The sequence below is a fragment of the Roseateles depolymerans genome (genome assembly GCF_003387155.1).
GTDB lineage: Bacteria > Pseudomonadota > Gammaproteobacteria > Burkholderiales > Burkholderiaceae_C > Roseateles > Roseateles depolymerans.
Window position 1 is genome coordinate 54602 of sequence record NZ_QUMT01000001.1, and the last position, 21576, is coordinate 76177.

Annotated in this window: 17 protein-coding genes and 1 pseudogene; 14 read left to right on the forward strand and 4 right to left on the reverse strand. The window is 67.9% G+C overall.

Features of this window, described 5'->3' with window-relative positions; genetic code table 11:
• Positions 1-99: 99 nt before the first annotated feature.
• The 7 genes from DES44_RS00235 (at position 100) to DES44_RS00265 (ending at position 8303) form a co-directional block, all read left to right on the forward strand.
• Positions 100-984, forward strand: coding sequence for a CorC family transporter (locus DES44_RS00235; protein WP_058937642.1), 885 nt, complete (start codon positions 100-102; stop codon positions 982-984).
• Entirely contained in the window at positions 984-2537 is a 1554-nt protein-coding gene (gene lnt, locus DES44_RS00240) for an apolipoprotein N-acyltransferase (protein WP_083525898.1), read from the forward strand. The genes DES44_RS00235 and lnt overlap by 1 nt, the downstream gene beginning before the upstream one ends.
• Positions 2538-2601: 64 nt before the next feature.
• On the forward strand, positions 2602-3555 hold the full coding sequence (gene glyQ / locus DES44_RS00245) for a glycine--tRNA ligase subunit alpha (protein ID WP_058936709.1): 954 nt from the start codon (positions 2602-2604) through the stop codon (positions 3553-3555).
• Between the two features lie 14 nt (positions 3556-3569).
• Positions 3570-5720 carry a glycine--tRNA ligase subunit beta gene (gene glyS / locus DES44_RS00250; protein WP_058936708.1) on the forward strand — a complete coding sequence of 717 codons (2151 nt, stop codon included), beginning with the start codon at positions 3570-3572 and terminating at the stop codon, positions 5718-5720.
• A gap of 19 nt (positions 5721-5739) precedes the next feature.
• A complete protein-coding gene (gmhB, locus tag DES44_RS00255; protein ID WP_232309856.1) occupies positions 5740-6390 on the forward strand; it encodes a D-glycero-beta-D-manno-heptose 1,7-bisphosphate 7-phosphatase in 651 nt (216 codons plus the stop codon).
• The gene (locus DES44_RS00260; protein ID WP_058936707.1) at positions 6390-7175 is read left to right on the forward strand and encodes a lysophospholipid acyltransferase family protein; all 786 of its coding nucleotides are present in this window, start codon (positions 6390-6392) and stop codon (positions 7173-7175) included. The genes gmhB and DES44_RS00260 overlap by 1 nt, the downstream gene beginning before the upstream one ends.
• Positions 7176-7190: 15 nt before the next feature.
• Positions 7191-8303 carry a M48 family metallopeptidase gene (locus DES44_RS00265; RefSeq protein ID WP_083525897.1) on the forward strand — a complete coding sequence of 371 codons (1113 nt, stop codon included), beginning with the start codon at positions 7191-7193 and terminating at the stop codon, positions 8301-8303.
• A 469-nt stretch (positions 8304-8772) separates the two neighbouring features.
• Here DES44_RS00265 and DES44_RS00270 read toward each other — a convergent pair whose 3' ends face one another.
• Positions 8773-9828 carry an MBL fold metallo-hydrolase gene (locus tag DES44_RS00270; protein ID WP_058936706.1) on the reverse strand — a complete coding sequence of 352 codons (1056 nt, stop codon included), beginning with the start codon at positions 9826-9828 and terminating at the stop codon, positions 8773-8775.
• A gap of 158 nt (positions 9829-9986) precedes the next feature.
• Between DES44_RS00270 and DES44_RS00275 the strand changes: the two genes are divergently transcribed.
• The 4 genes from DES44_RS00275 (at position 9987) to DES44_RS26110 (ending at position 12741) form a co-directional block, all read left to right on the forward strand.
• Complete coding sequence (locus DES44_RS00275; RefSeq protein WP_058937639.1) at positions 9987-10400, forward strand: MerR family transcriptional regulator; 414 nt, start codon at positions 9987-9989, stop codon at positions 10398-10400.
• Positions 10401-10448: 48 nt separating this feature from the next.
• Positions 10449-10829 (forward strand): S-adenosylmethionine decarboxylase family protein, encoded by a 381-nt coding sequence (locus tag DES44_RS00280; RefSeq protein WP_058936705.1) that lies wholly within the window; start codon positions 10449-10451, stop codon positions 10827-10829.
• Positions 10830-11084: 255 nt separating this feature from the next.
• Complete coding sequence (locus tag DES44_RS00285) at positions 11085-12191, forward strand: DUF898 family protein (RefSeq protein ID WP_083525895.1); 1107 nt, start codon at positions 11085-11087, stop codon at positions 12189-12191.
• Positions 12192-12201: 10 nt separating this feature from the next.
• On the forward strand, positions 12202-12741 hold the full coding sequence (locus DES44_RS26110; protein WP_445677795.1) for a DUF7092 domain-containing protein: 540 nt from the start codon (positions 12202-12204) through the stop codon (positions 12739-12741).
• A gap of 125 nt (positions 12742-12866) precedes the next feature.
• Here DES44_RS26110 and DES44_RS00290 read toward each other — a convergent pair.
• Together DES44_RS00290 and DES44_RS00295 are read right to left on the reverse strand one after the other, a co-directional pair.
• Positions 12867-16325 (reverse strand): annotated as a pseudogene (locus DES44_RS00290) (S9 family peptidase); the annotation flags it as partial.
• A 279-nt stretch (positions 16326-16604) separates the two neighbouring features.
• Complete coding sequence (locus DES44_RS00295) at positions 16605-17291, reverse strand: alpha/beta hydrolase (protein WP_058936702.1); 687 nt, start codon at positions 17289-17291, stop codon at positions 16605-16607.
• 263 nt (positions 17292-17554) lie between these two features.
• Between DES44_RS00295 and DES44_RS00300 the strand changes: the two genes are divergently transcribed.
• On the forward strand, positions 17555-17965 hold the full coding sequence (locus DES44_RS00300; RefSeq protein ID WP_058937638.1) for a PspC domain-containing protein: 411 nt from the start codon (positions 17555-17557) through the stop codon (positions 17963-17965).
• 9 nt (positions 17966-17974) lie between these two features.
• Here the strand turns inward: DES44_RS00300 and DES44_RS00305 are convergent, their stop codons facing one another.
• On the reverse strand, positions 17975-18610 hold the full coding sequence (locus DES44_RS00305) for a class I SAM-dependent methyltransferase (protein ID WP_058936701.1): 636 nt from the start codon (positions 18608-18610) through the stop codon (positions 17975-17977).
• A gap of 254 nt (positions 18611-18864) precedes the next feature.
• Between DES44_RS00305 and DES44_RS00310 the strand changes: the two genes are divergently transcribed.
• Both DES44_RS00310 and DES44_RS00315 read left to right on the forward strand, forming a co-directional pair.
• On the forward strand, positions 18865-19446 hold the full coding sequence (locus tag DES44_RS00310; protein ID WP_058936700.1) for a hypothetical protein: 582 nt from the start codon (positions 18865-18867) through the stop codon (positions 19444-19446).
• Positions 19447-19525: 79 nt separating this feature from the next.
• The gene (locus tag DES44_RS00315) at positions 19526-21565 is read left to right on the forward strand and encodes an alkaline phosphatase (RefSeq protein ID WP_058936699.1); all 2040 of its coding nucleotides are present in this window, start codon (positions 19526-19528) and stop codon (positions 21563-21565) included.
• Positions 21566-21576 lie beyond the last annotated feature (11 nt).

Here is a 21576-nt window from a genome sequence, read left to right on the forward strand (position 1 = left end):
AGCTTGGGCCCGGCAAATGGGGGCGAAAGACTGTGGTTCAAGCGAATGTCAATGTCAATGCGTTATTCTGACGCCTCCTCCACCACGGCACACACTGCAGTGTCTGAACCTCAGCCTAGTCGGCCCGCCAAACATGGCGGGCGTGGCAACGACCATCGCGGTCTTCTGGACCGCGTCCTTGAATTCCTCCATCCGGGCCCCGACTCCACCAGCGAGTTGATGGAGACCCTGGCGGAGGCCGAAGAACGTGAGCTCATCGCGCCCGAGTCCCGGCAGATGCTGGAAGGCGTGCTGCGCATGGCCGAGCTCAGTGCCGGCGATGTGATGGTGGCAGCGCCCCGCATGGACCTGCTGGACATCCACGCCAGTGTGGATGAACTGCTGGGTGCGGTGATCGACACCGGCCATTCCCGCTTCCCCGTGTATGACGGGCAGCGGGACAACATCATCGGCATTCTGCTCGCCAAGGATCTGCTCAAGCTCCAGCGGGCGCCCGAGCTGAACCTGCGTGCGTTGCTGCGCCCGGCAGTTTTCGTGCCTGAGAGCAAGGGCCTGAACGAGCTGCTGCGGGATTTCCGCTCCAACCGCAACCATCTGGCCATCGTGATCGACGAGTTCGGCAACACCGCCGGCCTGATCACGATCGAGGACGTGTTGGAGGAGATCGTTGGCGAGATCGAGGACGAATTCGACGTCGGCCATAGCGATGCCGGCATCTACACCCTGGCCGACGGCAGTTTCCGGGTGGCCGGGGACGCCACCATCGGCGCGGTGAACGAGGCGTTCGGCCTGACCCTGCCGGACCAGGACTTCGACACCATCGGCGGCATGGTCGCCCATGAGCATGGCCGGGTGCCCCGTCGGGGGGAGTCGGTCGATCTGGCCGGCCTGCGCTTTGCGGTCATGATCAACCGCGGCGGTGCGGTGCGCTGGTTCAAGGTGATCCGCGTACCCGCCACTGAAGCCGACGACAGCAGCGGCTGATGCGCGGCGCGGGTTCTTTCCTGGGGCAGGGCGGTCTGCCCGCCCCTTCGCGCCTGTCCGTGCTGCGTCACCCCCTGCTGGCGCTGCTGGCGGGCGTGCTGCAGACCGGTGCGTTCGCGCCCAGCCCCGCCTGGTGGTTGCAGCCGCTGGCCCTGGCGGCGCTCTTCTGGGCCGCGCTGGGCAGTCGGCCGCGCCGTGCCGCCCTGCTGGGCGGACTGTTCGGCGTAGGCTGGCTGGCCTCCGGACTGTGGTGGCTCTACATCAGCATGCATGACTTCGGTCATCTGCCGGCGGCCGTCTCGGCGCTGGCGGTGCTGCTGCTGGCGGCCTTCCTGTCTCTGTATTACGCGCTGGCGCTGGGCCTGGCGGCACGCCTGTCGGGGCCGGCCTGGACCCGCGCGCTGGGGGCTGCGGCCCTGTGGCTGGCGGCCGAGCTGGGCCGGGCGACGCTGTTCACCGGTTTCCCGTGGATTGCCAGCGGCTATGCCCACACCCAGGGGCCGCTGGCGGTTTTTGCGCCGTGGATAGGCGTCTACGGTATCGCCGCCTTGAGCGCTGCGCTGGCGGCGTCGCTGGCCCTGGGGGCCTGGCGTCAGCTGGGCGTCCTGCTGCTGGGCATCGGCGCGCTGGGGCCGCTGCTGCCCCGGGACTTCACGCAGCCGGCCGGCAGCTTGGCCGTCTCCCTGGTGCAGCCCAACATTCCGCAGGACCAGAAATTCGACAAGGACCGCTTCGACGACAACCTGAACCGCTTGTCGGCCCTGGTCGAATCCGCCCGTGGCCAGGTGGTGATCACGCCGGAATCGGTGCTGCCGCTGCCCCTGGCCTGGCTGGAGCCGACCTCGGTCGCGCGCCTGCAACAGGCCGCGCAACAGCGCCCGCTGCTGCTGGGCACCTTCCTGGGCAATGAGCAGCAAGGGTTTGTGAACTCCCTGGTCGCCCTGGGCGTGGCCCAGCCGTACGACTACGGCAAGCGCCACCTGCTGCCTTTCGGGGAATTCATTCCGCCGGGCTTTCACTGGTTTGTCCGCGCCATGCGCATCCCGATGGATGACCAGGCCCACGGCACCCATCAACGGGCGCTGGTGCTGGGCGGGCAGCGGCTGCGTCCGCTGATCTGTTATGAGGATCTGTTCGGCGAGGATGTGGTGGCCAGCGCCCTGGACCAGGGCGAGGCGTCGGCCACTGTGTTTGTCAATGCCAGCAACCTGGCCTGGTTCGGGCCCCGCATGGTGCAGGACCAGCATCTGCAGTTCTCGCAGATGCGGGCGCTGGAGTTCCAGCGTCCGATCGTGCGGGCCACCAATACCGGGGCCACTGCGCTGGTGGACCATCAGGGGCAGGTGCGGGCGCGTCTGCCGGCGGAGCAGGCGGGCGTGCTGGAAGTGACCGTCGAAGGTCGTCGCGGCGAGACGCCGTATGCCCGCTGGCTGGCTGCGGCGGGGTTGTGGCCGCTGTGGCTGGTGGCGGTACTGGGCGTGGGGCTGGGCCTCGCGGGGGGCCGGATGCCGTCCCGGGGGCAGTCCGGGATGCGTGCGCGGCGGTCGGCCTGAGCCAGAACTTCCCTAGAATGGGCGCTTTCTCCAATATGCCCCGTTGTCCAGGGGTCGATGCTCCATGCTGACTTTCCAGCAAATGATTCTTCGCCTGCAGGAATACTGGTCCAAGCAAGGCTGCGCCCTGCTGCAACCCTACGACATGGAAGTCGGCGCGGGGACCAGTCACACCGCCACGTTCCTGCGCGCGCTCGGTCCGGAGCCCTGGAAGGCGGCGTATGTGCAGCCCAGCCGCCGTCCCAAGGACGGCCGTTATGGCGAGAACCCCAACCGCCTGCAGCACTACTACCAGTACCAGGTCGTGCTCAAGCCGGCACCGGACAACATCCTCGAGCTGTATCTGGGCTCGCTGGAAGCGCTGGGCCTGGACCTGAAGAAGAACGACGTGCGCTTCGTCGAGGACGACTGGGAGAACCCCACCCTCGGCTGCTGGGGCCTGGGCTGGGAGGTCTGGCTCAATGGCATGGAAGTCACGCAGTTCACCTACTTCCAGCAGGTGGGCGGCATCGACTGCAAGCCGATCACCGGCGAGATCACCTACGGCCTGGAACGGCTGGCGATGTACCTGCAGAACAAGGCCTCGGTCTATGACCTGGTCTATTCCGACGCCACCTCGCCGTCCGGTCGTGTGCTGACCTACGGCGACGTGTTCCACCAGAACGAGGTGGAACAGTCCACCTACAACTTCGAATACAGCGACGTCGACTTCCTGCTGCAGGCCTTTGGCGCCCATGAAAAGCAGTCCAAGTTCCTGATGGAGCAGCAACTGGCGCTGCCCGCCTACGAGCAACTGCTCAAGGCCGGCCACACCTTCAACCTGCTCGACGCCCGGGGCGCCATCAGCGTGACCGAGCGTGCCGCCTACATCGGCCGCATCCGCAACCTGGCCCGTGCCGTGGCGCAGAGCTATGTGGACAGCCGGGCGCGGCTGGGCTTCCCGATGGCGCCCAAGGACTGGGCGGACGACGTGCTCGCCCAGATCGAGAAGAAGAACAGCGACAAGAAGGCGGCCTGAGCCCGACGACCGACATGAGCCACATCCCCACCTCCCCTCTGCTGGTTGAACTGTTTGTCGAAGAACTTCCGCCCAAGGCGCTGAAGAAGCTCGGCGAGTCCTTCGCTGCCGTGCTGGCCGACAGCCTGCGCAGCCAGGGCCTGGCCGCGGCGGATGCCGTGGTCACCCCTTTCGCGACGCCGCGCCGGCTGGCGGTGCACATCGGCCAGGTGGCTGACAAGGCGGCCGACCGCGCGGTGCAGCAAAAGCTCATGCCGGTGAGCGTGGCGCTGGACGCCGCGGGTCAGCCCACGCCGGCGCTGCTGAAGAAGCTGGCGGCGGCGGGGGCGGATGCGTCGGTGGTGCCGCAGCTCAAGCGCGCGCCGGACGGCAAGGCCGAAGCCTTGTTCCTGGACACGGTCGTGCCCGGCGTCACGCTGGTGCAGGGCCTGCAGAAGGCGCTGGACGAGGCCCTGGCCCGCCTGCCCATTCCCAAGGTCATGACCTATCAACTGGCCGATGGCTGGAGCGACGTGAAGTTCGTGCGTCCCGCCCATGGTCTGGTGGCGCTGCATGGGGACGCGGTGGTGCCCGTGTCGGCCCTGGGGCTGCAGGCCGGCCGGACGACGCGCGGCCATCGCTTCGAAGCCCGCCAGTCGCAGATCGAGCTGCGCCAGGCCGACAGCTACCAGCAGCAACTGCGGGAAGAGGGCGCCGTCATCGTCTCCTTCGAGCAGCGCCGCGCGGACATCGTTCGCCAGCTGCAGGCCAAGGCCGAGCCGCTGGGCCTGACCCCGATCGACGCGCCGGAGCTGCTGGACGAGGTCTGCGCCCTGGTCGAGCTGCCCAATGTGCTGGCCTGCCAGTTCGAAGCCGAGTTCCTGGCGGTGCCGCAGGAATGCCTCATTTTGACGATGAAGGCCAACCAGAAGTACTTCCCGCTGCTGGACGGGCACGGCAAGTTGACGAACCACTTCCTGGTGGTGAGCAACATCCATCCGGAAGATGCCAGCGCGGTCATCGAAGGCAATGAGCGTGTGGTGCGTCCGCGCCTGGCCGATGCCAAGTTCTTCTTCGACCAGGACCGCAAGCGCACGCTGGCGGACCGGGTGGGGGGCCTGGCCAAGGTGGTCTACCACGGCAAGCTGGGCAGCCAGGGCGACCGCAGCGAGCGGGTGCGGGCGATTGCCCACGGCATCGTCAACCAGTTGCGCATGGCCACGCTGCCCTACACGGTGGAAGCCAAGGACGAATTCGATGTGCTGGACAGCAAGGTCAAGGAAGCCTCGCTGCTGGCCAAGGCCGACCTGCTGACGGACATGGTGGGCGAGTTCCCCGAGCTGCAGGGCATCATGGGCGGCTACTACGCCCGTCATGAAGGCCTGCGCGACGGGGTCGCCATCGCCATCGAAGACCATTACAAGCCGCGTTTTGCGGGCGACGCGCTGCCGCGCAACCATACTGGCACGGTGGTGGCGCTGGCGGACAAGCTCGAGACGCTGGTGGGCCTGTTCGGCATCGGCCAATTGCCCACTGGCGACAAGGACCCCTTTGCCCTGCGCCGCCATGCGCTGGGTGTGATCCGCATCCTGGTGGAAAAGAATCTGCCGCTGGAGCTGCCGGCGCTGATCCAGTCGGCCTTGCCGGCCTTTGGCGAGCTGATCCAGGACCCGACCGATGCGTTGCTGAGCTTCTTCGCCGACCGCCTGGCGGTCAGCCTGCGCGACCAGGGCTTCAGCGCCCAGGAAGTCGATGCCGTGCTGGCCCTGGCGCCGGCGCGGCTGGGGGACGTTCCGCGTCGTCTGGAAGCGGTGCGCAGCTTTGCGGCGCTGCCCGAATCTGCGTCGCTGGCGGCGGCCAACAAGCGGGTGGGCAACATCCTCAAGAAGATCGAAGGCGAGCTGCCGACCGAGGTCAAGCCCGAGCTGCTGCAGGAAGCGGCCGAGCGGGCCCTGGCGGAGGCGCTGGCGTCGGTGGGTCCGCAGGCGGACGAGCGCTTTGAGCAGCACGACTACGCGGGCTCCCTCAAGGCCCTGGCGGCCCTGAAGGCGCCGGTGGATGCCTTCTTCGACCATGTCATGGTCAATGCCGACGACGCGGCGCTGCGGGCCAACCGCCAGGCGCTGCTCAAGCGTCTGCATGACGCCATGAACCGCGTGGCCGACCTTTCCCGCCTGGCGGCCTGATCGGCCAAGGACAGACAAGATGCCCAACCGGTCCGAGCATTCGCATGGCATGAAGCTGGTGATCCTGGGTCGGGACGGCACCATCAACCGCTATCGCGACGACCATGTGAAGGCACCGGAAGAGCTGGAGCCTTTGCCGGGGGCGCTGGAAGCGGTGGCGCGGCTGAATCACGCGGGCTGGCACACCGTCATGGCCACCAACCAGCCCGGCATCGGGCGGGGCTTGCTGGACATGGCGTCGCTTAATGCGGTGCACCTGAGGCTCAACCAGTTGCTGGCGGAGAAGGGCGGCCGGCTGGATGCGGCCTTCTTCTGTCCGCATGCACCGGAAGACAACTGCAGTTGCCGCAAGCCGCTGCCTGGGCTTATCGAACAGATTGGCGAGCGGTTTGGCGTCGATCTGCCGCAGGTGCACATGGTGGGCGCGTCCATGCGGGACGTGCAGACCGCGATGGCGGCTGGCTGCCGTCCGCACCTGCTGCGCGGCGAGCGCATGGCGGGCGTGGACGAGCAGCAGTTGCAGGAGCAACTGGCGCTGGTGCCGGGCGTGCGGGTCCATCCGGACCTGGCGTCCTTTGCTGAAACCCTGATCCAAGAAGAGCGTCGTGCCCGTGCGGATGCGCGGGGCGTGACGCCTGTTCCCGAATCCCGTCCTGGAGACCTGAGCTGATGCTCGCTGCCCTGCGTTCCCTGCTGTTTGTCCTCTGGCTCACCGTGACCGTCATTCCCTGGGGAACGGCGGTGGTGCTGGTCTCTCCCTTCCTGAGCAGCACCCGGCTCTACTGGATGTGTGCCGGCTGGCTCACGGTGGCGATGTGGGGCGCGCGGGTCATCTGCGGCGTGCGCTGGAAGGTGCGCGGCATGGAGCATCTGCCCACGGGTGCCAAGGAATCGGTGATCTTGCTGTCCAAGCATCAATCGACCTGGGAGACCTTTGCGTATCCCATGCTGATGCCGCGTCCGCTGGCCTACGTCTTCAAGCGCGAGCTGATCTACGTGCCGTTCTTTGGCTGGGCGATGTCGCGGCTGGACATGATCCACATCGACCGCAGCAAGCGCAGCGAAGCCTGGTCCAAGGTTCTGGCGCAGGGCAAGCGCCTGGCGGCGCAGGGCACCTGGGTCATCATGTTCCCTGAGGGTACGCGTGTGGCGCGCGGCACGGCGGGCGACTACAAGACTGGCGGCACACGCCTGGCGGTCGAGACGGGACAGCCGGTGGTGCCCATTGCGGTGAACGCTGCCCGTTGCTGGCCGCGCAAGAGCTTCCTGCTGCGTCCGGGTGTGGTGGACATCTCCATTGGCCCGCAGATTCCGAGCACGGGCCGTGCGCCGGCGGAACTCATGCAGGAAGTCCAGGGCTGGATTGAAGCGGAAATGCGCCGCCTCGACCCGGACGCCTATCCGGCCAGCGCCCCGGCTCCGGTCGCGGCCCCTCCCGCATCGGCACCGGTCTGAGTACACTTTGCGCCCATGCCGCCTTCCAAGCTGCGGGGCCTGGCCGAACTGCTGAAGTTCACCCAGCTGTCCCTCTTTGACAGCGCCCCGCCTCCTGCCTCTTCCCCCGCTGTACCGCCTGCCGCGGCGCCCGTGCCGGTGTCCGGGCCGGCTGCCGGGCCTGGACAGGACCTCGCATCCATTGCGCCGGCGCAGCCGCCGCGACCGCAGGGGCCTCAGCCCCCGCTCACCCGGCAACCGTCCTTTTTCTCACCGGATGCCACGACGTTGACGCCTTCGCCCCGTCCGCGTGCGGACGGCGCTGCGCTGCGCCAGGTCGTGCTGCATGGTCAGCCGGTGCCTTACGAGCTCAAGCGAGCGCGACGCCGCAGCATTGGTTTTACGGTCAGCGAGGATGGCCTGCGTGTCTCTGCGCCCAAATGGGTGGCGCTGGGCGACATCGACAAGGCTTTGCAGCAGAAGGCGGAGTGGATCCTGCGCAAGCTGGTCGAACAGCGCGAGCGAGCACGCCGAACCCAGGCTGCGCGGGTGCATTGGGGCGATGGCTGCAGCCTGCCTTACCTGGGTGAGCCCTTGATCGTTGTGCTGGACCCGAGCCTGACTGGGGCGCGTCTGGACGAAGGGCGCAGTGATGCGCAGGGCACCTTGTCCACGGTGGCGCGTCGCATGCTGTACCTGGGGCTTCCGCAAACGGCCACGCCGCACCAGATCCGTGACACGGTGCAGGCCTGGCTGCAGAGGCAGGCCAAGGCCTGGTTCGAGCCGCGCTGCCGGCATTTTGCTCAGCAGCTGGGGGTCACGATGACGGGCTTGCGTCTGTCATCGGCCCAGACGCGCTGGGGCAGTGCCAATGCGGACGGCATCATCCGACTGAACTGGCGCCTGATTCATTTTTCTCCGGCGCTGATTGACTATGTGGTCGCACACGAGCTGTCGCACCTGCTGGAGATGAACCACAGTCCTCGTTTCTGGGCGGTGGTCCGTTCCGTCATGCCGGACTATGAGTTGGCGCGCGACCGTCTCAAGCAGGCTGTGCTCCCGTTGATGGATGCAGACGGTGACGACTCGGACGTCCAGAGCGGCGCACCGAATCACGACCACGACCACGCACCGATGGTTGGATATTGAGAGCAGCGTGGGTGAGCCCTCGCTGATCCGCAACGTCCGATTGGACTGGTGGAAGTCCTGGGTGTGAGAAGACGGGGAGGCGGGGTCTGTTTGCGGAGGTTAAGGAAGGAATGGCCGGCGAAGCCGGACAGGAGGGACACGTAGCAAACAGACCCCGCCTCCCCGTCTTCGATGGGCAGTGCACCCCCCCCCCACGCCCCCGGTATTTACCCTTGCCAGGAGCCCAAGATTGCCCGCCCCCCGGCCCCTCTGCCGGGTTTTCCCCCTTAGGGGGGGCTTGTCCCCCATTCCTGGTGGGATGCACACTCGCCAACGCTGTCATCACCGCATCTGAGCACGATTGGAGCCTGCTCCGTGCGGCGCCACGATTTCCGCAGCCTGCGCTGTGTTCGGTCGATCCGCGCTGACGTTAATTGATGCATACAAGGCTCAGCGCCGCCGCCCCCGGAAGGGGCGGCGGCGACTGGTTTCAAGCCGAGAACCGATACACCCCGTCATCACCCAGATGGCGCCGCAACTGTCCTCCCAACCAGAGATGGTTCAGGTGGGCCACCGCTTCCCCCATGGCAAATGTGGTCTGGTGTAAATCCAGCGGCCGCCGGAACATCATCGGCAGCAGTTCCGCCGCGTGACTGGGCTTGGCCGTACAGGCGGCCAGCACCTCCGCCAGCCGCTCCGCATGATGCTGCTGCAACTGATCGATCCGCGCATGCAGCCCCTTGAATGGTTTGCCATGCGCCGGCAGCACCAGCGTGTCTTCCGGCAGCGGCAACAGCCGCGCCAATGAATCCAGATACTGTCGCAGCGGATCCGCTTCCGGCTCCACGTCCACCACCGACACGTTCGTGGAAATTCGCGGCAACACCATATCGCCGGCGATCATCACCCCCAGCGACTCCGACCACAGACTCATGTGCTCCGGCGCATGCCCATGGCCCACCAGACAGGTCCACGCGTGGTCGCCGATTTTGAGCTCCATCCCGTCCATCAAGCGCCGGAACGCAGGCGGCACGGCCGGCACCATGTTCGGGTAATAACTGGCCCGCCCGCGGATTTTCTCCAGCGACGCCGGATCCGACAGCCCGTGGCTTCCGAAGAACGCGGCCGCTGCCTCGCCGCCCATCCCCACCGTCGACGACGAGGCGACCCGCGCCAGCTGATAGTCCGTCGCGCTCATCCACAACCGGCAGTTCCACCGCTGCGTCAGCCAGTCTGCCAGCCCCATATGGTCCGGATGGAAATGCGTCACCACCACCCGCAGCACCGGCAGCCCGTCCAGATGCCGCTCAAAGATCGTCTCCCAGTTGGCCTTCGTCGGCTCACTGTGGATCCCGCAATCCACGATCGTCCAGCCGCTTTGCCCGTCCACCTCATCCTTCAGCAGCCACAGATTGATGTGGTCCAGCGCAAACGGCAGCCCCATGCGCAACCAGCGCAGCCCGGGCAACACCTCCAGCACCTCACCGGGGGCGGGCAGCTGATCACCAAGGGGGTAGGACAGTTCGGATTCGCGCGGATTGGCCATGGCGGTAGACTTCAGGTTTACGTTTACGTCAACGTCACCGCAGTGTAGCCATGAGCACCGAGTCCCGCCCGACCCTTCCGCCCGACCTCCCTGAGCTTCCTGGGGGCGGGCTCTCCGGTGGCGAACCCGCCGGGCTGCTGGCGGACAGCAACGACGGCCTGCCCGAAGCCCATGTCGGCGCCGGCCCTCTGTTCACCATCACCGAGCTGGCCAACGAATTCGACATCACCCCGCGCGCCATTCGTTTCTACGAAGACATGGGCCTGCTCACCCCGGCCCGTGCGGGCCGCAACCGCGTCTACACCCAGCGCGACCGAACCCGGCTCAAGCTCACCCTGCGGGGCAAGCGCCTGGGCCTCTCGCTGCAGGACGTCAAACAGCTTGTGGACATGTACGACAGCCAGTCCGACACCGCGCCGCAATTGCGCGCCTTTCTCTCCGTGCTCGACCAGCACCGCCGCCAACTGCGCCAGCAGCTCAGCGACATCGAGGTCACCCTCGCCGAAATCAGCCAGCATGAAGAGCGTTGCCTCGCCCTGCTGGCCGAAGCGGGACATCCTGCCGAACGCTGAGGTCCGGCCGCAGCACCGCGGGCCGCGGCGGTCCTACACTGCCCGTCCATGAACGGACTGCATCTCACCGCCGACCTGCGTGGCTGCGCCGACCTCGCGCGCCTGGTGGACGCCACCGGTCTGGCGGTCCAGTGCCGACGCATCACCGAGGCCGCAGGCCTGACCGTCGTGGGCGAGCACTGGCACCGCTTTCCGGACGGCGCCGACGGCCAGCCGGGCGGCCTCACCGGCATGCTGCTGCTGGCGGAATCCCATGTGGCCCTTCACACCTGGCCCGAACTGGCCGCCGTCACCCTGGACGTCTATGTCTGCAACTACGGCACCGACAACTCCGCCAAGGCGCGCGCCCTGATGGACGCCCTGGTCACCCACTTCCAGCCCAGCAGCGCCGACCTGCAATCCCTGCAGCGCGGTCGTCTTCCCGCCTGATTCAAGTCCACCGGTCCGCCAGCCGCGCAGGGTGTGCCGAAATCAACGAATCAGCGGTTTCCGTCACAGGTGTAGCGGTACCACCCGGGTTTCCACCACCGCCTGCTGCGCACACCTTTTTCGGCGCTCTCCTAGACTCACCGCCATTGCCCGCGCAGACGGGACTCAGGGGAGTGTGACGTGGAAGAGAGCAACACCCGCCAGTGGGAGGCTGGGCCGCGGCATCTGCCGTCGCCTGGAACCGCAGGACCCGACATGAACTTCATCGCCCGGACCGGGGCGTCCTGGTCGCCGACCGGACGCGCGTCCGGTGCGCCCCCGTCGTGGGACGCACCATCCCCCGTCGAGCGAGCGCCGGCGCTTCGCATGGAAGAAAGCGCCGACGAGAACGAGGACTTCGTCAGCACGCTTCCGTCGGATCTCTTCGACGAGGAAGACGTGGACATCGTGCTGAACGTGGAGGCGACCCCCAGCCGCGCCCCGGGCCCGGTCCGCTTTGACGCGGTGGTGGCCTGGAGCCATGCCCAGGCGGGCAGCCGCAGAGTCGAGGAGGCCGCCCGTGCGTCCGCCGCCGCGTCCGCCGGCGCTTTCGCCACCGGCAGCGCCACTGCACTGTCCGCGGCGCCTTCCGCGACCGAGATCCGAGCCACCGAGCCCGGCGCATGGACTGACAGCGCGGCGCCCCGGCTGCGCTTCACCGGCACCGGCAGCGAATACTTCCGCCTGTGGGTCATCCATCTGCTGCTGTGCGTGGCCACCCTGGGCCTGTACGCCCCCTGGGCCCAGCGCCGCGATCTGCAATGGTGGGCGCGTCACACCCTGCTGGACGGCGACCCTTTCAATTTCCACGGCGCCCCCCATCGCATGCTGGCTCACCGCCTGATGGGGCTGGTGCTGGTGGTGGGGGTGTGGCTGTCGCTGCTGCAACCGCTGTGGACCGGCGCGGCCATGCTGGGCGTGATGATGCTGGGGGCTGCTGCGCTGTCCATGCGCATCCGGCGCTTTCGTCTCCACCACCTGAGCTGGCGCGGCATGCGCCTGGGCCAACGGCTGGGCGCTGCACCGCGTGCCGTCGCCGTGCTCCCGCCGGTCCTCACTGCCCGCTCACGCCTTCGCTGGGCTGGTGCCGGCGCGAGTCATCGCGGCGGACATTCCCCGGCCACCCAACTGCTGCTGAGCCGTGGCTGGCTGCTGGTGCCCACGATGGGGCTGTACTGGCCGTTCCTGGCGGTCCACCTGGCCCGCCTGCGGGTCGAGGCCATGAACGCCCATGCCGATGAGTTGCGCACCGCGCTCGACACACCGGCCCTGGCCCGTGCCAACGCGACCGGGCCATCCGGTCGCGCGCTGGGCCTGGCCTGAGCCTTTTGCCGTGACCGAGGTCTATTCGACCAATGCGCGCTGGTTCAACGGCCGGGACCCGCGTCCCCGAATGGCCCTGGTGCGCATCCACGGGCAGCACCTCGAACTGGTGCCGCATTCCAGCGAATCAACGGCGGCGTGGGCTCGCGAGATGGACACCAGCCTGGCGGCTGCCATGGACGGCGCGCCCCGGCGTTATGCCCGCAAGCGCCTGAAGGTCGGCGAGCGCTGGCGCGGCACGCCGGTGCCGGTGCAACTGCCCGATGGTGGCAGCCTGCTGCTGAGCGCGGACAGCGCGCTGGCCAAGGCGCTGGCGCCCCAGAGCCTGGCGACGCGGCTGATGGGGCGCTGGGCTGCCGTTGCGGCGGCCCTGGTGCTGCTGCTGGTGCTGCTCACCGGCGCCGCGCTGGTGCTGAACGTTTACGGGCGCACGGCCTGGGAGGCACTCGTCGGTGCAGTTTCCGAGGCAGCCCCGGAGCCGCTTGCTGCAGCCGCGCCTGCAGCGGTCCCCGCAGTCCTCGAAGGCGTCCCCGAGGACGTCAGGGCCTGAACCGTCGCCGACGGCTCCCCGTCCTTCGGCTTGAACATCCCCATCACATCCCGCTTGCCGCGCTCCAGGTAGGGCACCGGCTGGTCCATCCACGCCGGCCGCGGCGACCCCAGCAGATAGTGGTCGAAGAACTCTCCCATGTGCACGGTGAAGTGCTTCATGTGGTCCCGGTCCTTCAGCCCGTGCTTCTCGCCGTTGTAGTTGAACCAGTAGGCTTCCTTGCCCAGACGGCGCAGGGCGGTGAAGAACTCGATGCCCTGGTACCAGGGCACGGCATCGTCGTCGTCGTTGTGGATGGTCAGATAGGGCGTCTGCACCTTGTCCACGCGGAAGATGGGTGAGTTCTCCACATAGAGATCCGGGCGCTCCCAGGGCGTGGCCCCGATGCGGCTCTGTCCATGCTCGTACTGGAAGGCGCGGCTGATGCCGGCGCCCCAGCGGATGCCGCCGTAGCCGCTGACCATGTTGGCCATCGACGCACCGGCCTCCGCCGCACGGAAGATCGTCGTGTGGGTGATGAGGTAGTTGATCTGGTAGGCGCCCCAGCTGTGGCCCTGGATGCCGATGCGCTTGGGGTCCACATACCCTTTGGCGACCACCTGCCGGATGGCCGGCAGCACCGTGTTCATCGCACTGCGGCCGGGATGGCCGGTGGTGTAGACGATGTCCGGGCGCAGCACGATATAGCCGTTGCTCACATAGCGCGTCACGTTGATGTTCTGCGCGGGCGCCGGCGGCACGTAGCGATAGCGGTTGTCCGACAGCTTTTCGTAGATGTAGACCATCAGCGGATACTTCTTCGACGGGTCGAAGTTGTCCGGCCGGGTCAGCAGCGCACGCAGCTTGCGGCCATCGGCGGCGGTGTACTCGATCTGCTCCTGCGTGCCCCACACGAATTGCGACTGCTGCGGATTGGCCTGGCTGATGCGCACCGGCTGGCGCAGGTCCAGCGTGGAGGTCCACAGGTCCGGGAATTCGCGGAAGGTCTGCTGGGTGAAGACGATGCGGTCGGCGGACTTGGCCTTGATCAGGCCGCCGATCATCTTCTGGTCCTGGATCAGCACCGCGGGCTGTCCACCGGAGGACGCCACCCGGTAGTAGCCGCTGTCGCGGGTGCGGTCATTGGTGCCCGAGAGGGTCCATGCGCCGCTGTCGAGCGGGCGCTTGTCGGCGTCTTCCGGGTCCAGCGGTACCAGGCGCAGTTGCAGCTGCTGGCGGCGTCCCCAGCCCTGGGTCAGGTTCGAGGCCTGCAGGGTCTGCGGGTCCACCTGCCAGAGGTCGTAGCGGTCGTAGAGCACCACGCTCCGGTCGCCGTCGGTCCAGCCGGCCATGCCGTAGGGTTCGGGCAGGTCGGGGACGTCGCGCTCGTCGTTGTCAAAGCGGGCGGGAAGGCGGGCGGTGAGGACGCTGGCTGCGCCGGTGTCGGTGCGCCACGCCGTCCAGCGGCGCTGTGCGGCTTCGAAACCGAGGATGTAGCGGCCGGCCGGTGACAGCGTCGGCACCTGGCGCTGCTGCCGGGCCACCAGCCGGGCTTCGCCGGTGCGCAGGTTCACGGCATAAGCATCGGTGAACTCACCGTCCCAGGACCGCAGCGGGCGGTAGGGCAGGTCGCTCAGGCCCAGGGCGAAGTCGGCGTTTTCATTGACTTGCACGGTGGGCAGGTCCTTGCGGGCCAACTGGACAAAGCGGGCCTGGTCCAGCGACGAGGCCAGATGCACCACGGCGCGGTAGCTGCGCTGCTTCTCCCGTTCGGCCTTGGCTTTCTGCGCGGACTGCAGCTCCGGATCTTTCCAGTGCCACAGGTCGACTTTCACCGGCTCGGGCGCATCGGCGGGTTCGGCCTTGGGCGTCTCCGAGGTGCCGAGGAACAGGCGCTGACCGTCCTTGCTGAAACTGAGCGCTGCGAATTCGCTCGGGCTCCAGCCGGTGGGCATGCCGGCGGTGTCGGCGCTGACCAGCGGCTGGGCCGCAGCGGCAGCAACGTCGGTGGACAGGCCTGCGGGCCCACCGCTGCGCCAGAGGTAGAGCTTGTAGGGGGTGGGGGCGGGCTTGCTGTCCGAGGTCTTGTCCGCCGCCTTGGTGTCACTCATCCGCGTGGCGGCCCGTTCGGCAATGGCATCGCGGTTGCTGACGAAGGCCAGTTGCTCGCCTTGCGCATCGAACTTCAACTGCCGATAACTGCCGGCGCCGCGCAGCACGGCGGAGCTGTGGTCCGGGCGGGCCGGGTCCAGCAGATAAACGCCTTCGCGGGCGGCTCCGATGTCGGCCAGCAGGGGGACGACGGTGCCGGTGCTGGCGGATGCGGGTGCTGGTGCTGCGGATGTCGGTGCAGATGTGGATGTAGATGCGGATGCGGATGCGGACGCGGGTGCCGATGCGGCCGGCATGCCGGTCGGGCTGGTCTCCGTGGATGCTGCCGATGCACCGGCCGCAGCAGCGGCGCCGGACGCCACCGGCCCAGCGCCTTCCCCGCTCTTGCGCTTGGCCGCAGGTGATTCCTTCACCGAGACTACGTAGGCCAGGCGACGCCCGTCGTCGGACCAGACGAAGTCGGCCACGTCCCTGAGCGTCTGACGCGTATTGGTGGCCGCATCCAGCACCACCAGCTCGGTGCCCGGTGTCTTCTTGGTGGCCGCCAGCGCGGCGGCCTCGGGATTGGCTTCCTGGTCGGCGAAGAGGTCGGCGTCGCTGCTCACAACAGCGGCGCGATCGAGCTCACCGCTCGCATCTTCCTCGGCGTCTCCAACGGCGTCCCGGCTGGCATCGGCTTTGTTCGCCTCAGCTTCCTTACCGGCGTCCTTCTTCGCCGGAACCGCCTCCAGCAGCATCGCCAGCACGCTACCGCCGTCCTTCGGCCAGGCAAAGCGCTTCACCCGTTCCACCGTCTCCACGGTGCCGGTGCTCAGGTCCATCACGGCCGCGCCGGCCTTGGGCGCGTCGTCGCCCTTTTTCTTGTCCTTCTTCGCCTGGTCGAGCACCGCGCGTGTCGGCTGCACGGCAAAGGCGACATAATGGCCGTCAGCGCTGAACACGGGGGCGGTGCCGCGTGGTGCGCGCCATTCGCGGCCATCGGTCAGGTGACGCACCACCAGCTCACCGTCCGCCTCCTGGGCCACCAGCGCGTAGGCGACCCACTGGCCGTCGCGACTGAGCTGGGTGCCCTGGATGCTGCGCCAGTTGGCGTAGACGTCGTAAGTCAGCGGGCGCGGTGCGGCAGTGGTCTGCGCAGCCACGGCAGCGGCCACGGCGGTGAGCTGGGCGGGCGGTGTGGTGGGTGCCACAGCCGCCTTTCCAGCCTTAGCGGCATTAGCGGCATTAGCGGCATTAGCGGCCGCGTCGCTCGCATCGGCCGCTGGAATGCTAGCGTCCGCCTTTGCGCTTGTCGGGCCAGTCGTTGCAGCATTCACGCCGCCATGCCATCCGGACAGCGCCAGTGACAGAGCCACTGGCAACACGAACAGGGGTCGAGCCCAGAGCGCCGTCATCCGGGCATGAGCCGACGTCGACGCGGTGAGCAGTGGCGAAGAGGTCGAGACCGGCGGCAGCGGCAGGGTCGGCAAGATGGGGCAGAGCTGGGAAGTCATGGGCCGAAGGTGAAAACCGGACGCGTCCGGCAAGGCAAGGGATGGCGCGTTATATCAACCGCGGCGGCCTTCGGAACAAAGACATTCCCGAAGCCGCCCTCAGGTCGGGTCGATGGGTGGACCGGTCGTGCGGATGGCGCCAACTGGCGCACCGGCAGGTTTCCAAAACCGAACCTGCGGTCTGATCGCCATCGCAGCGCTTGTACAAGCCACCGCCGCGGTGCCCAAGCCAGCAATTGCTGCGATGGCTGCGATGGCTGCGATGGCAGCGCAGTGTCCTCAGCCCGCCTTCACCAGCACTTCGCAGAGCCACTGCTGCAGGTCGCTGATCTCTTCCTGGCAGACCTCATGGCCCATGGGGTAGGTCTGCCACTGCACCGGATAACCCAGCAGCTGCAGCTCCGCCAGCGCGGCCATGGCGCGGGCGGGCTGCACCACCGGATCGTGGTCGCCATGCGCCAGGAAGATGGGCGTTTGCGCGTTGGCAGCGTGGCGTTCGGCCTCGGTGCTCTCCAGCAGCGGCAGGTAGCCGCTGAGGCCGACCAGCCCGGCCAGCCGTCGCGGATGGCGCAGCCCCGTCAGCAGCGTCATGGCGCAGCCTTGCGAAAACCCGGCCAGCACCACCCGCTCCGGCGGAATGCCGTGCTCCTGCTCTTCCTGCTGGATCAATTGCTCGATCAGGGCCTGGGACTGGCGCAGGCCCTGGGCATCTTCCCGCTGGCTCAGGTCGCCATGACGGATGTCGTACCAGGCGGGCATGCGGATGCCGCTGTTGATGGTCACCGGGATCTGCGGTGCATTGGGCAGCACGAAGCGCAAGCCGCCGGCGCGCTGCACCACGGGCCGCAGGTCCAGGGCCTGGCACAGCGGGGCCAGGTCGTCCGCGCACGAGCCGAGTCCATGCATCACGATGATGCTGAAGCGCGGCGTCTCGCGGGTTTGCATTTCAAGGGTGTCGAGTGTCATGGGCGTGGCGATCAAGCGCAGGGGAACAGGGCAACAGGGCAACAGGGCAACAGGGCCCATGCTAGTGCAGGACCGACCCGCCACAGGCGCGCAGGGCCATCCAGACCGGTTCAGCCCCTGCGCGCTGCACTGTGTCGCGGGTGTCCGCAGTTGATCGCAATCGACTCGAGGAATCTGCCCCGATCGATACGCTGCGAAGCATGGAAGGAAATGAACGGAACGCCAGCCATCCCGGCAGCGTCCGAAGCGACAAGGAGCCCATCATGTCCGCCAGCGAAGAACTCCAGCGACTTGCCGACCTGCATCAACGCGGTGTCCTCAGCGACGAGGAATTCGCCCGTGCCAAGGCGCGTGTGCTGGGCGAGGAAGGCCCCTTTGGCGGGCGCCAGGAAGGCCGCTTCGAAGGCCCTGGCGGCTCCGGGTCCTGGACGGCCGGCGAAGGTCCGCGCACGGCGTATGGCAGCAGCCCGCGCGCACCCGCGGTGGATGCCCTCAATGCGCTGCGACGCAGCCGCTGGGACCGCTGGCTGGGCGGCGTGTGCGGCGGCATCGGCCGGCTGAGTGGCCTGCCGTCGTGGTTCTGGCGCATCGTGTTCGTGCTGCTGGTGGCCTGCGCGGGCAGCGGTTTCCTGCTCTACCTGCTGCTCTGGATCTTCGTGCCGCTGGAGGATTGAGGCGGGCCTTCAGACCCGTCCCTTGAGCAGGTAGACCGACTCCAGCCAGCGCCGCTCCACCTCGGCGCTGGCCAGCCGCGGCGACAGGTCATGCCAGGGCTGGTCCAGCCGGTCCAGATGCTCGATCGAATGCAGGGCGGCGCTCCACACGAAAAAGTTGCTCAGCGGCCACCAGGGCGACGCCCACACCAGGCCCGCCGCCACCACCCGGGCGCCCGGCTTGAGCGCCTTCAGCACGCGATCCAGCCCCTGCGGCTGCTGCAGGGCGTCATGGGTGAAGAAGAACAGGGCAGCATCGGCGCTGCGGGCGGGCAGAACGCCCTCCAGCAGCGCCTCTTCCACCGGGCTGTCCAGCAGATCGACCGGCGTGTGCCAAGGCGCTGCGGAGACACGTCGCCTCGCCTGCGCCATCATGGCCTCGCACGGCTCGATGCCGACGATGCGGCCGCTGTCGCCCACTCCCTGGGCCAGGCCCGGCAGGCTCAGCCCGGTGCCCGTGCCGATGTCCAGCACCGTCTCTCCTGGGGACAGCTCGAGCGCCCGGATCGCCTCCTCGCGCAAGGGCGCAACGGCCATCAGTTCGTAGTCGTAGACGGGGGCGCGGCGCGTATACAGGGCTTGCAGCCGCTGTGTCGACAAGCTCATGGCATTCCTGCGGACCCGTGATGGGCCCATGACTGCGAAGGACCGCGCAGCGTCGGTGGACGCACCCAAGCTTCGCGGTGGGGCCCTGCGACGTCAAGCCTTGTCGCGTCGAAAGGGTCAACAGAGTTTCTCTTGGGGGATTCGTACGGTGGCTGCTTGCGCCGCCGTACAGGTCCGGCGAAGCGTGGGCCAAGGACCGCTGCGCTGGCGCGCTGTCACTGATCTGTCACAGCGCCCCGTAAGAATCCGCGCGCATGTGTGCCAATCGCTCCCTGGGCATGACGCTTGCCCGCCGCCCCGTCCGTCTTCCCATCCGCCTGCTCGTCGGCCTGTCGGCCGCGCTGCTCGCCGCTGGGCTTCAAGCCGCTCCCGCGTCAGAACCGTCGCCCGCTGCGGCCCCGTCGGGCGAAGCCCTGGAGCTCAAGTTCTCGCAGTTCTTCCGTCAGCCCATCGGCGACCACGGCCTGGCCCTGTCCGAGGCGCTGCTGGCGGCCGACGGCCGCAACGTGCGCCTGGTCGGCTACATGGTGGCGCAGGAACAGCCGCGGCCGGGTCGCTTCTGGCTGACGCCCCGTCCGGTGCGCATGAGCGAGCATGCCGACGGTGAAGCCGACGACCTGCCGCCGTCCACGGTGACGGTTCAGCTGGACCCTTCGCAGAAAGACCGTCTCGTCCCGCATCAGGACGGACTGCTGGTGTTGACCGGTCGCCTGCGGGTCGGGCGTGTCGAGGACGAGACCGGACGTGTGTCCTGGGTCCGCCTCGAACTCCCGCCGCAGGCGCTGCAGTCCCAACCCGTGGCCCCGGCCCCGTCCTCTCCGCCTCACGCGCATTGATCCTCTACAGCCGTGCCGTGCCGTGCGTTGCACGGCGCCATCGGCTGACCACAGTCTCCTCCACGAACCTCCAGGCGCCATGATCTCCAAACCTCTGCCGACCCTGCTGGCCGCCGCCAGCGCCCTCCTTGCCGTGACGGCTGCTCAGGCGGCGCCCACGGTCACCCGACTCACGCCGCCCAGCGAGCTGTTCGCCAGCGGCCAGCCCGAGCCGGTGATCGCCCGCTTCCTGCCAGGCCAGCGCTTTGACCTGCAGGCCACCATCAAGCCCGATGCCGGCCAGCGCATCACCGCCGCCCGCTTTTTCATCGATGGCAAGCCGGTGACCGCCAATGTGGCCCTGCGCGACTGCGCCAGCGGCTGCGTCAAGGGCATCACCGCCGAAACGGCCATCGCCACCGTGCGCGCGGTGAGCCTGGACAAGCCCGGCCGCCATGAACTGCGCATCGAAGCCACGCAGGCCGATGGCCAGACCGCGACGGCCCGCGGCAACTTCGACGTTGTGCCCTTCGCCACCGCGATGGGCCCGAAGGTCAAGAACGTCATCATCCTGCTGGGTGACGGCATGGGCGCGGCCCAGCGCACGGCGGCACGTATCGTCAAGGGTGGTTATGCGCAGGGCAAGGTCATCACGCCGCTGGCGATGGACAGCTTCCCGGCCACCGCGCTGGTGAAGACCGCATCGTTGAACTCGGTGGTCACCGATTCGTCGCCGGGCATGACCTCCTATGTGTCCGGCAACAAGAACAACAACAATGAAGAGGGGGTGTTCCCCGACGACACCACCGATGCCTTCGACAATCCGCGCATCGAATACCTGTCCGAATATCTGCACCGCACCGAAGGCAAGGCGCTGGGCATCGTGACCACGGCCGACGTGTTCGATGCCACGCCGGCCGGCAATGCCGTGCACACCAGCAACCGCGGCGCCGGCACCGGCATCGTCGACCAGTTCTTCGACGACCGTGAGCGCACCGGCCTGACGGTGCTGCTGGGCGGCGGCCGCAAGTGGTTCCTGCCTGCGGGCACGCCGGGCTCCGAGCGTGCGGAAGCCAACGACTACGCCTTCTCCAGCACCGATGCGCACACCGCCGACATCGTCAAGCGCTGGGGCGTGGCGCCGGGCGCCAAGGACAAGGACCGCGACCTGATCAAGGACTTCCAGTCCGCCGGCTACCGCTATGCCCCCACCCGCACCGCGCTGATGGCCGCGGACGGCGCGGACAAGCTGCTGGGCCTGTTCTCCTTCTCCAACATGAATGTGGCGCTGGACAAGATCGACGGCCGGCGCGGCGCGAAGAAAGGGCTGACCGGCACGGTGGTGGAGGACTATGGCTTCCCCGACCAGCCGATGCTCGACGAAATGGCCCGTGCGGCGCTGAACACGCTCAAGAAGCAGCCCAAGGGTTTCGTGCTGATGATCGAAGGCGCGTCCATCGACAAGCAGGCTCACAACATGGACACCGAGCGCTGGATGCTGGACACGATCGAGTTCGACCGTGCGGTGCAGGTGGCGCAGGACTTCGCCCGTGAGAATGGCGACACGCTGGTCATCGTCACCGCCGACCATGAATGCTCCGGCGCTGCACTGATCGGCGGCTCGATGCTGACCGACAAGGCGCTGCAGGAAGCCATCCAGAAGAAGGGCGCGGCCAATCTGCGCGACAAGGTGGTGGGTGTCTACGAGAAGGCCGGCTTCCCGCGCTACCGTCTGGCAGCGGATGGTTATCCGGAGGCCACGGACATCGACTACCGCCTGCTGGTGGGCTACGGGGCCAATGCAGACCGCTATGAAGACTGGCGCACCAATGCCACGCCGATGCGGGACTCGCAGCAGCCGATGGCCAAGACCGAGCCGCTGAAGTGGTACCCGCCCGCGCCGCTGGAGCGCGACGATGCGCTGGGAGACTACCTGGTGACGGGGCAGGTGCCTGGCGAGTCGGCGGTCCACACCGCGACCGACATTCCGCTGTCGGCCTTTGGTCCCGGCGCGCTGGCGTTCACCGGCGTGATCGACAACACCGATGTGTTCTTCAAGCTGGCACAGGCGGCCGTGAAGGGCACGACCGCGCCGGCAGACACCACGGGTGCGAAGCGGCCGGCGAAGGGGCGTCGCTAAGCGCAGGGGGG

Excerpts from the sequence above, each read along its gene's own strand:
- DES44_RS00265 (WP_083525897.1), top strand. The coding sequence starts at position 7,191 with ATGCCGCCTTCCAAGCTGCGGGGCCTGGCCGAACTGCTGAAGTTCACC.
- lnt (WP_083525898.1), top strand. The coding sequence starts at position 984 with ATGCGCGGCGCGGGTTCTTTCCTGGGGCAGGGCGGTCTGCCCGCCCCT.
- glyS (WP_058936708.1), top strand. The coding sequence starts at position 3,570 with ATGAGCCACATCCCCACCTCCCCTCTGCTGGTTGAACTGTTTGTCGAA.
- DES44_RS00270 (WP_058936706.1), bottom strand. The coding sequence starts at position 9,828 with ATGGCCAATCCGCGCGAATCCGAACTGTCCTACCCCCTTGGTGATCAG.
- DES44_RS00280 (WP_058936705.1), top strand. The coding sequence starts at position 10,449 with ATGAACGGACTGCATCTCACCGCCGACCTGCGTGGCTGCGCCGACCTC.
- DES44_RS00295 (WP_058936702.1), bottom strand. The coding sequence starts at position 17,291 with ATGACACTCGACACCCTTGAAATGCAAACCCGCGAGACGCCGCGCTTC.
- DES44_RS00315 (WP_058936699.1), top strand. The coding sequence starts at position 19,526 with ATGATCTCCAAACCTCTGCCGACCCTGCTGGCCGCCGCCAGCGCCCTC.
- glyQ (WP_058936709.1), top strand. The coding sequence starts at position 2,602 with ATGCTGACTTTCCAGCAAATGATTCTTCGCCTGCAGGAATACTGGTCC.
- gmhB (WP_232309856.1), top strand. The coding sequence starts at position 5,740 with ATGCCCAACCGGTCCGAGCATTCGCATGGCATGAAGCTGGTGATCCTG.
- DES44_RS00260 (WP_058936707.1), top strand. The coding sequence starts at position 6,390 with ATGCTCGCTGCCCTGCGTTCCCTGCTGTTTGTCCTCTGGCTCACCGTG.
- DES44_RS00300 (WP_058937638.1), top strand. The coding sequence starts at position 17,555 with ATGTCCGCCAGCGAAGAACTCCAGCGACTTGCCGACCTGCATCAACGC.
- DES44_RS00285 (WP_083525895.1), top strand. The coding sequence starts at position 11,085 with ATGAACTTCATCGCCCGGACCGGGGCGTCCTGGTCGCCGACCGGACGC.
- DES44_RS00305 (WP_058936701.1), bottom strand. The coding sequence starts at position 18,610 with ATGAGCTTGTCGACACAGCGGCTGCAAGCCCTGTATACGCGCCGCGCC.
- DES44_RS00310 (WP_058936700.1), top strand. The coding sequence starts at position 18,865 with ATGTGTGCCAATCGCTCCCTGGGCATGACGCTTGCCCGCCGCCCCGTC.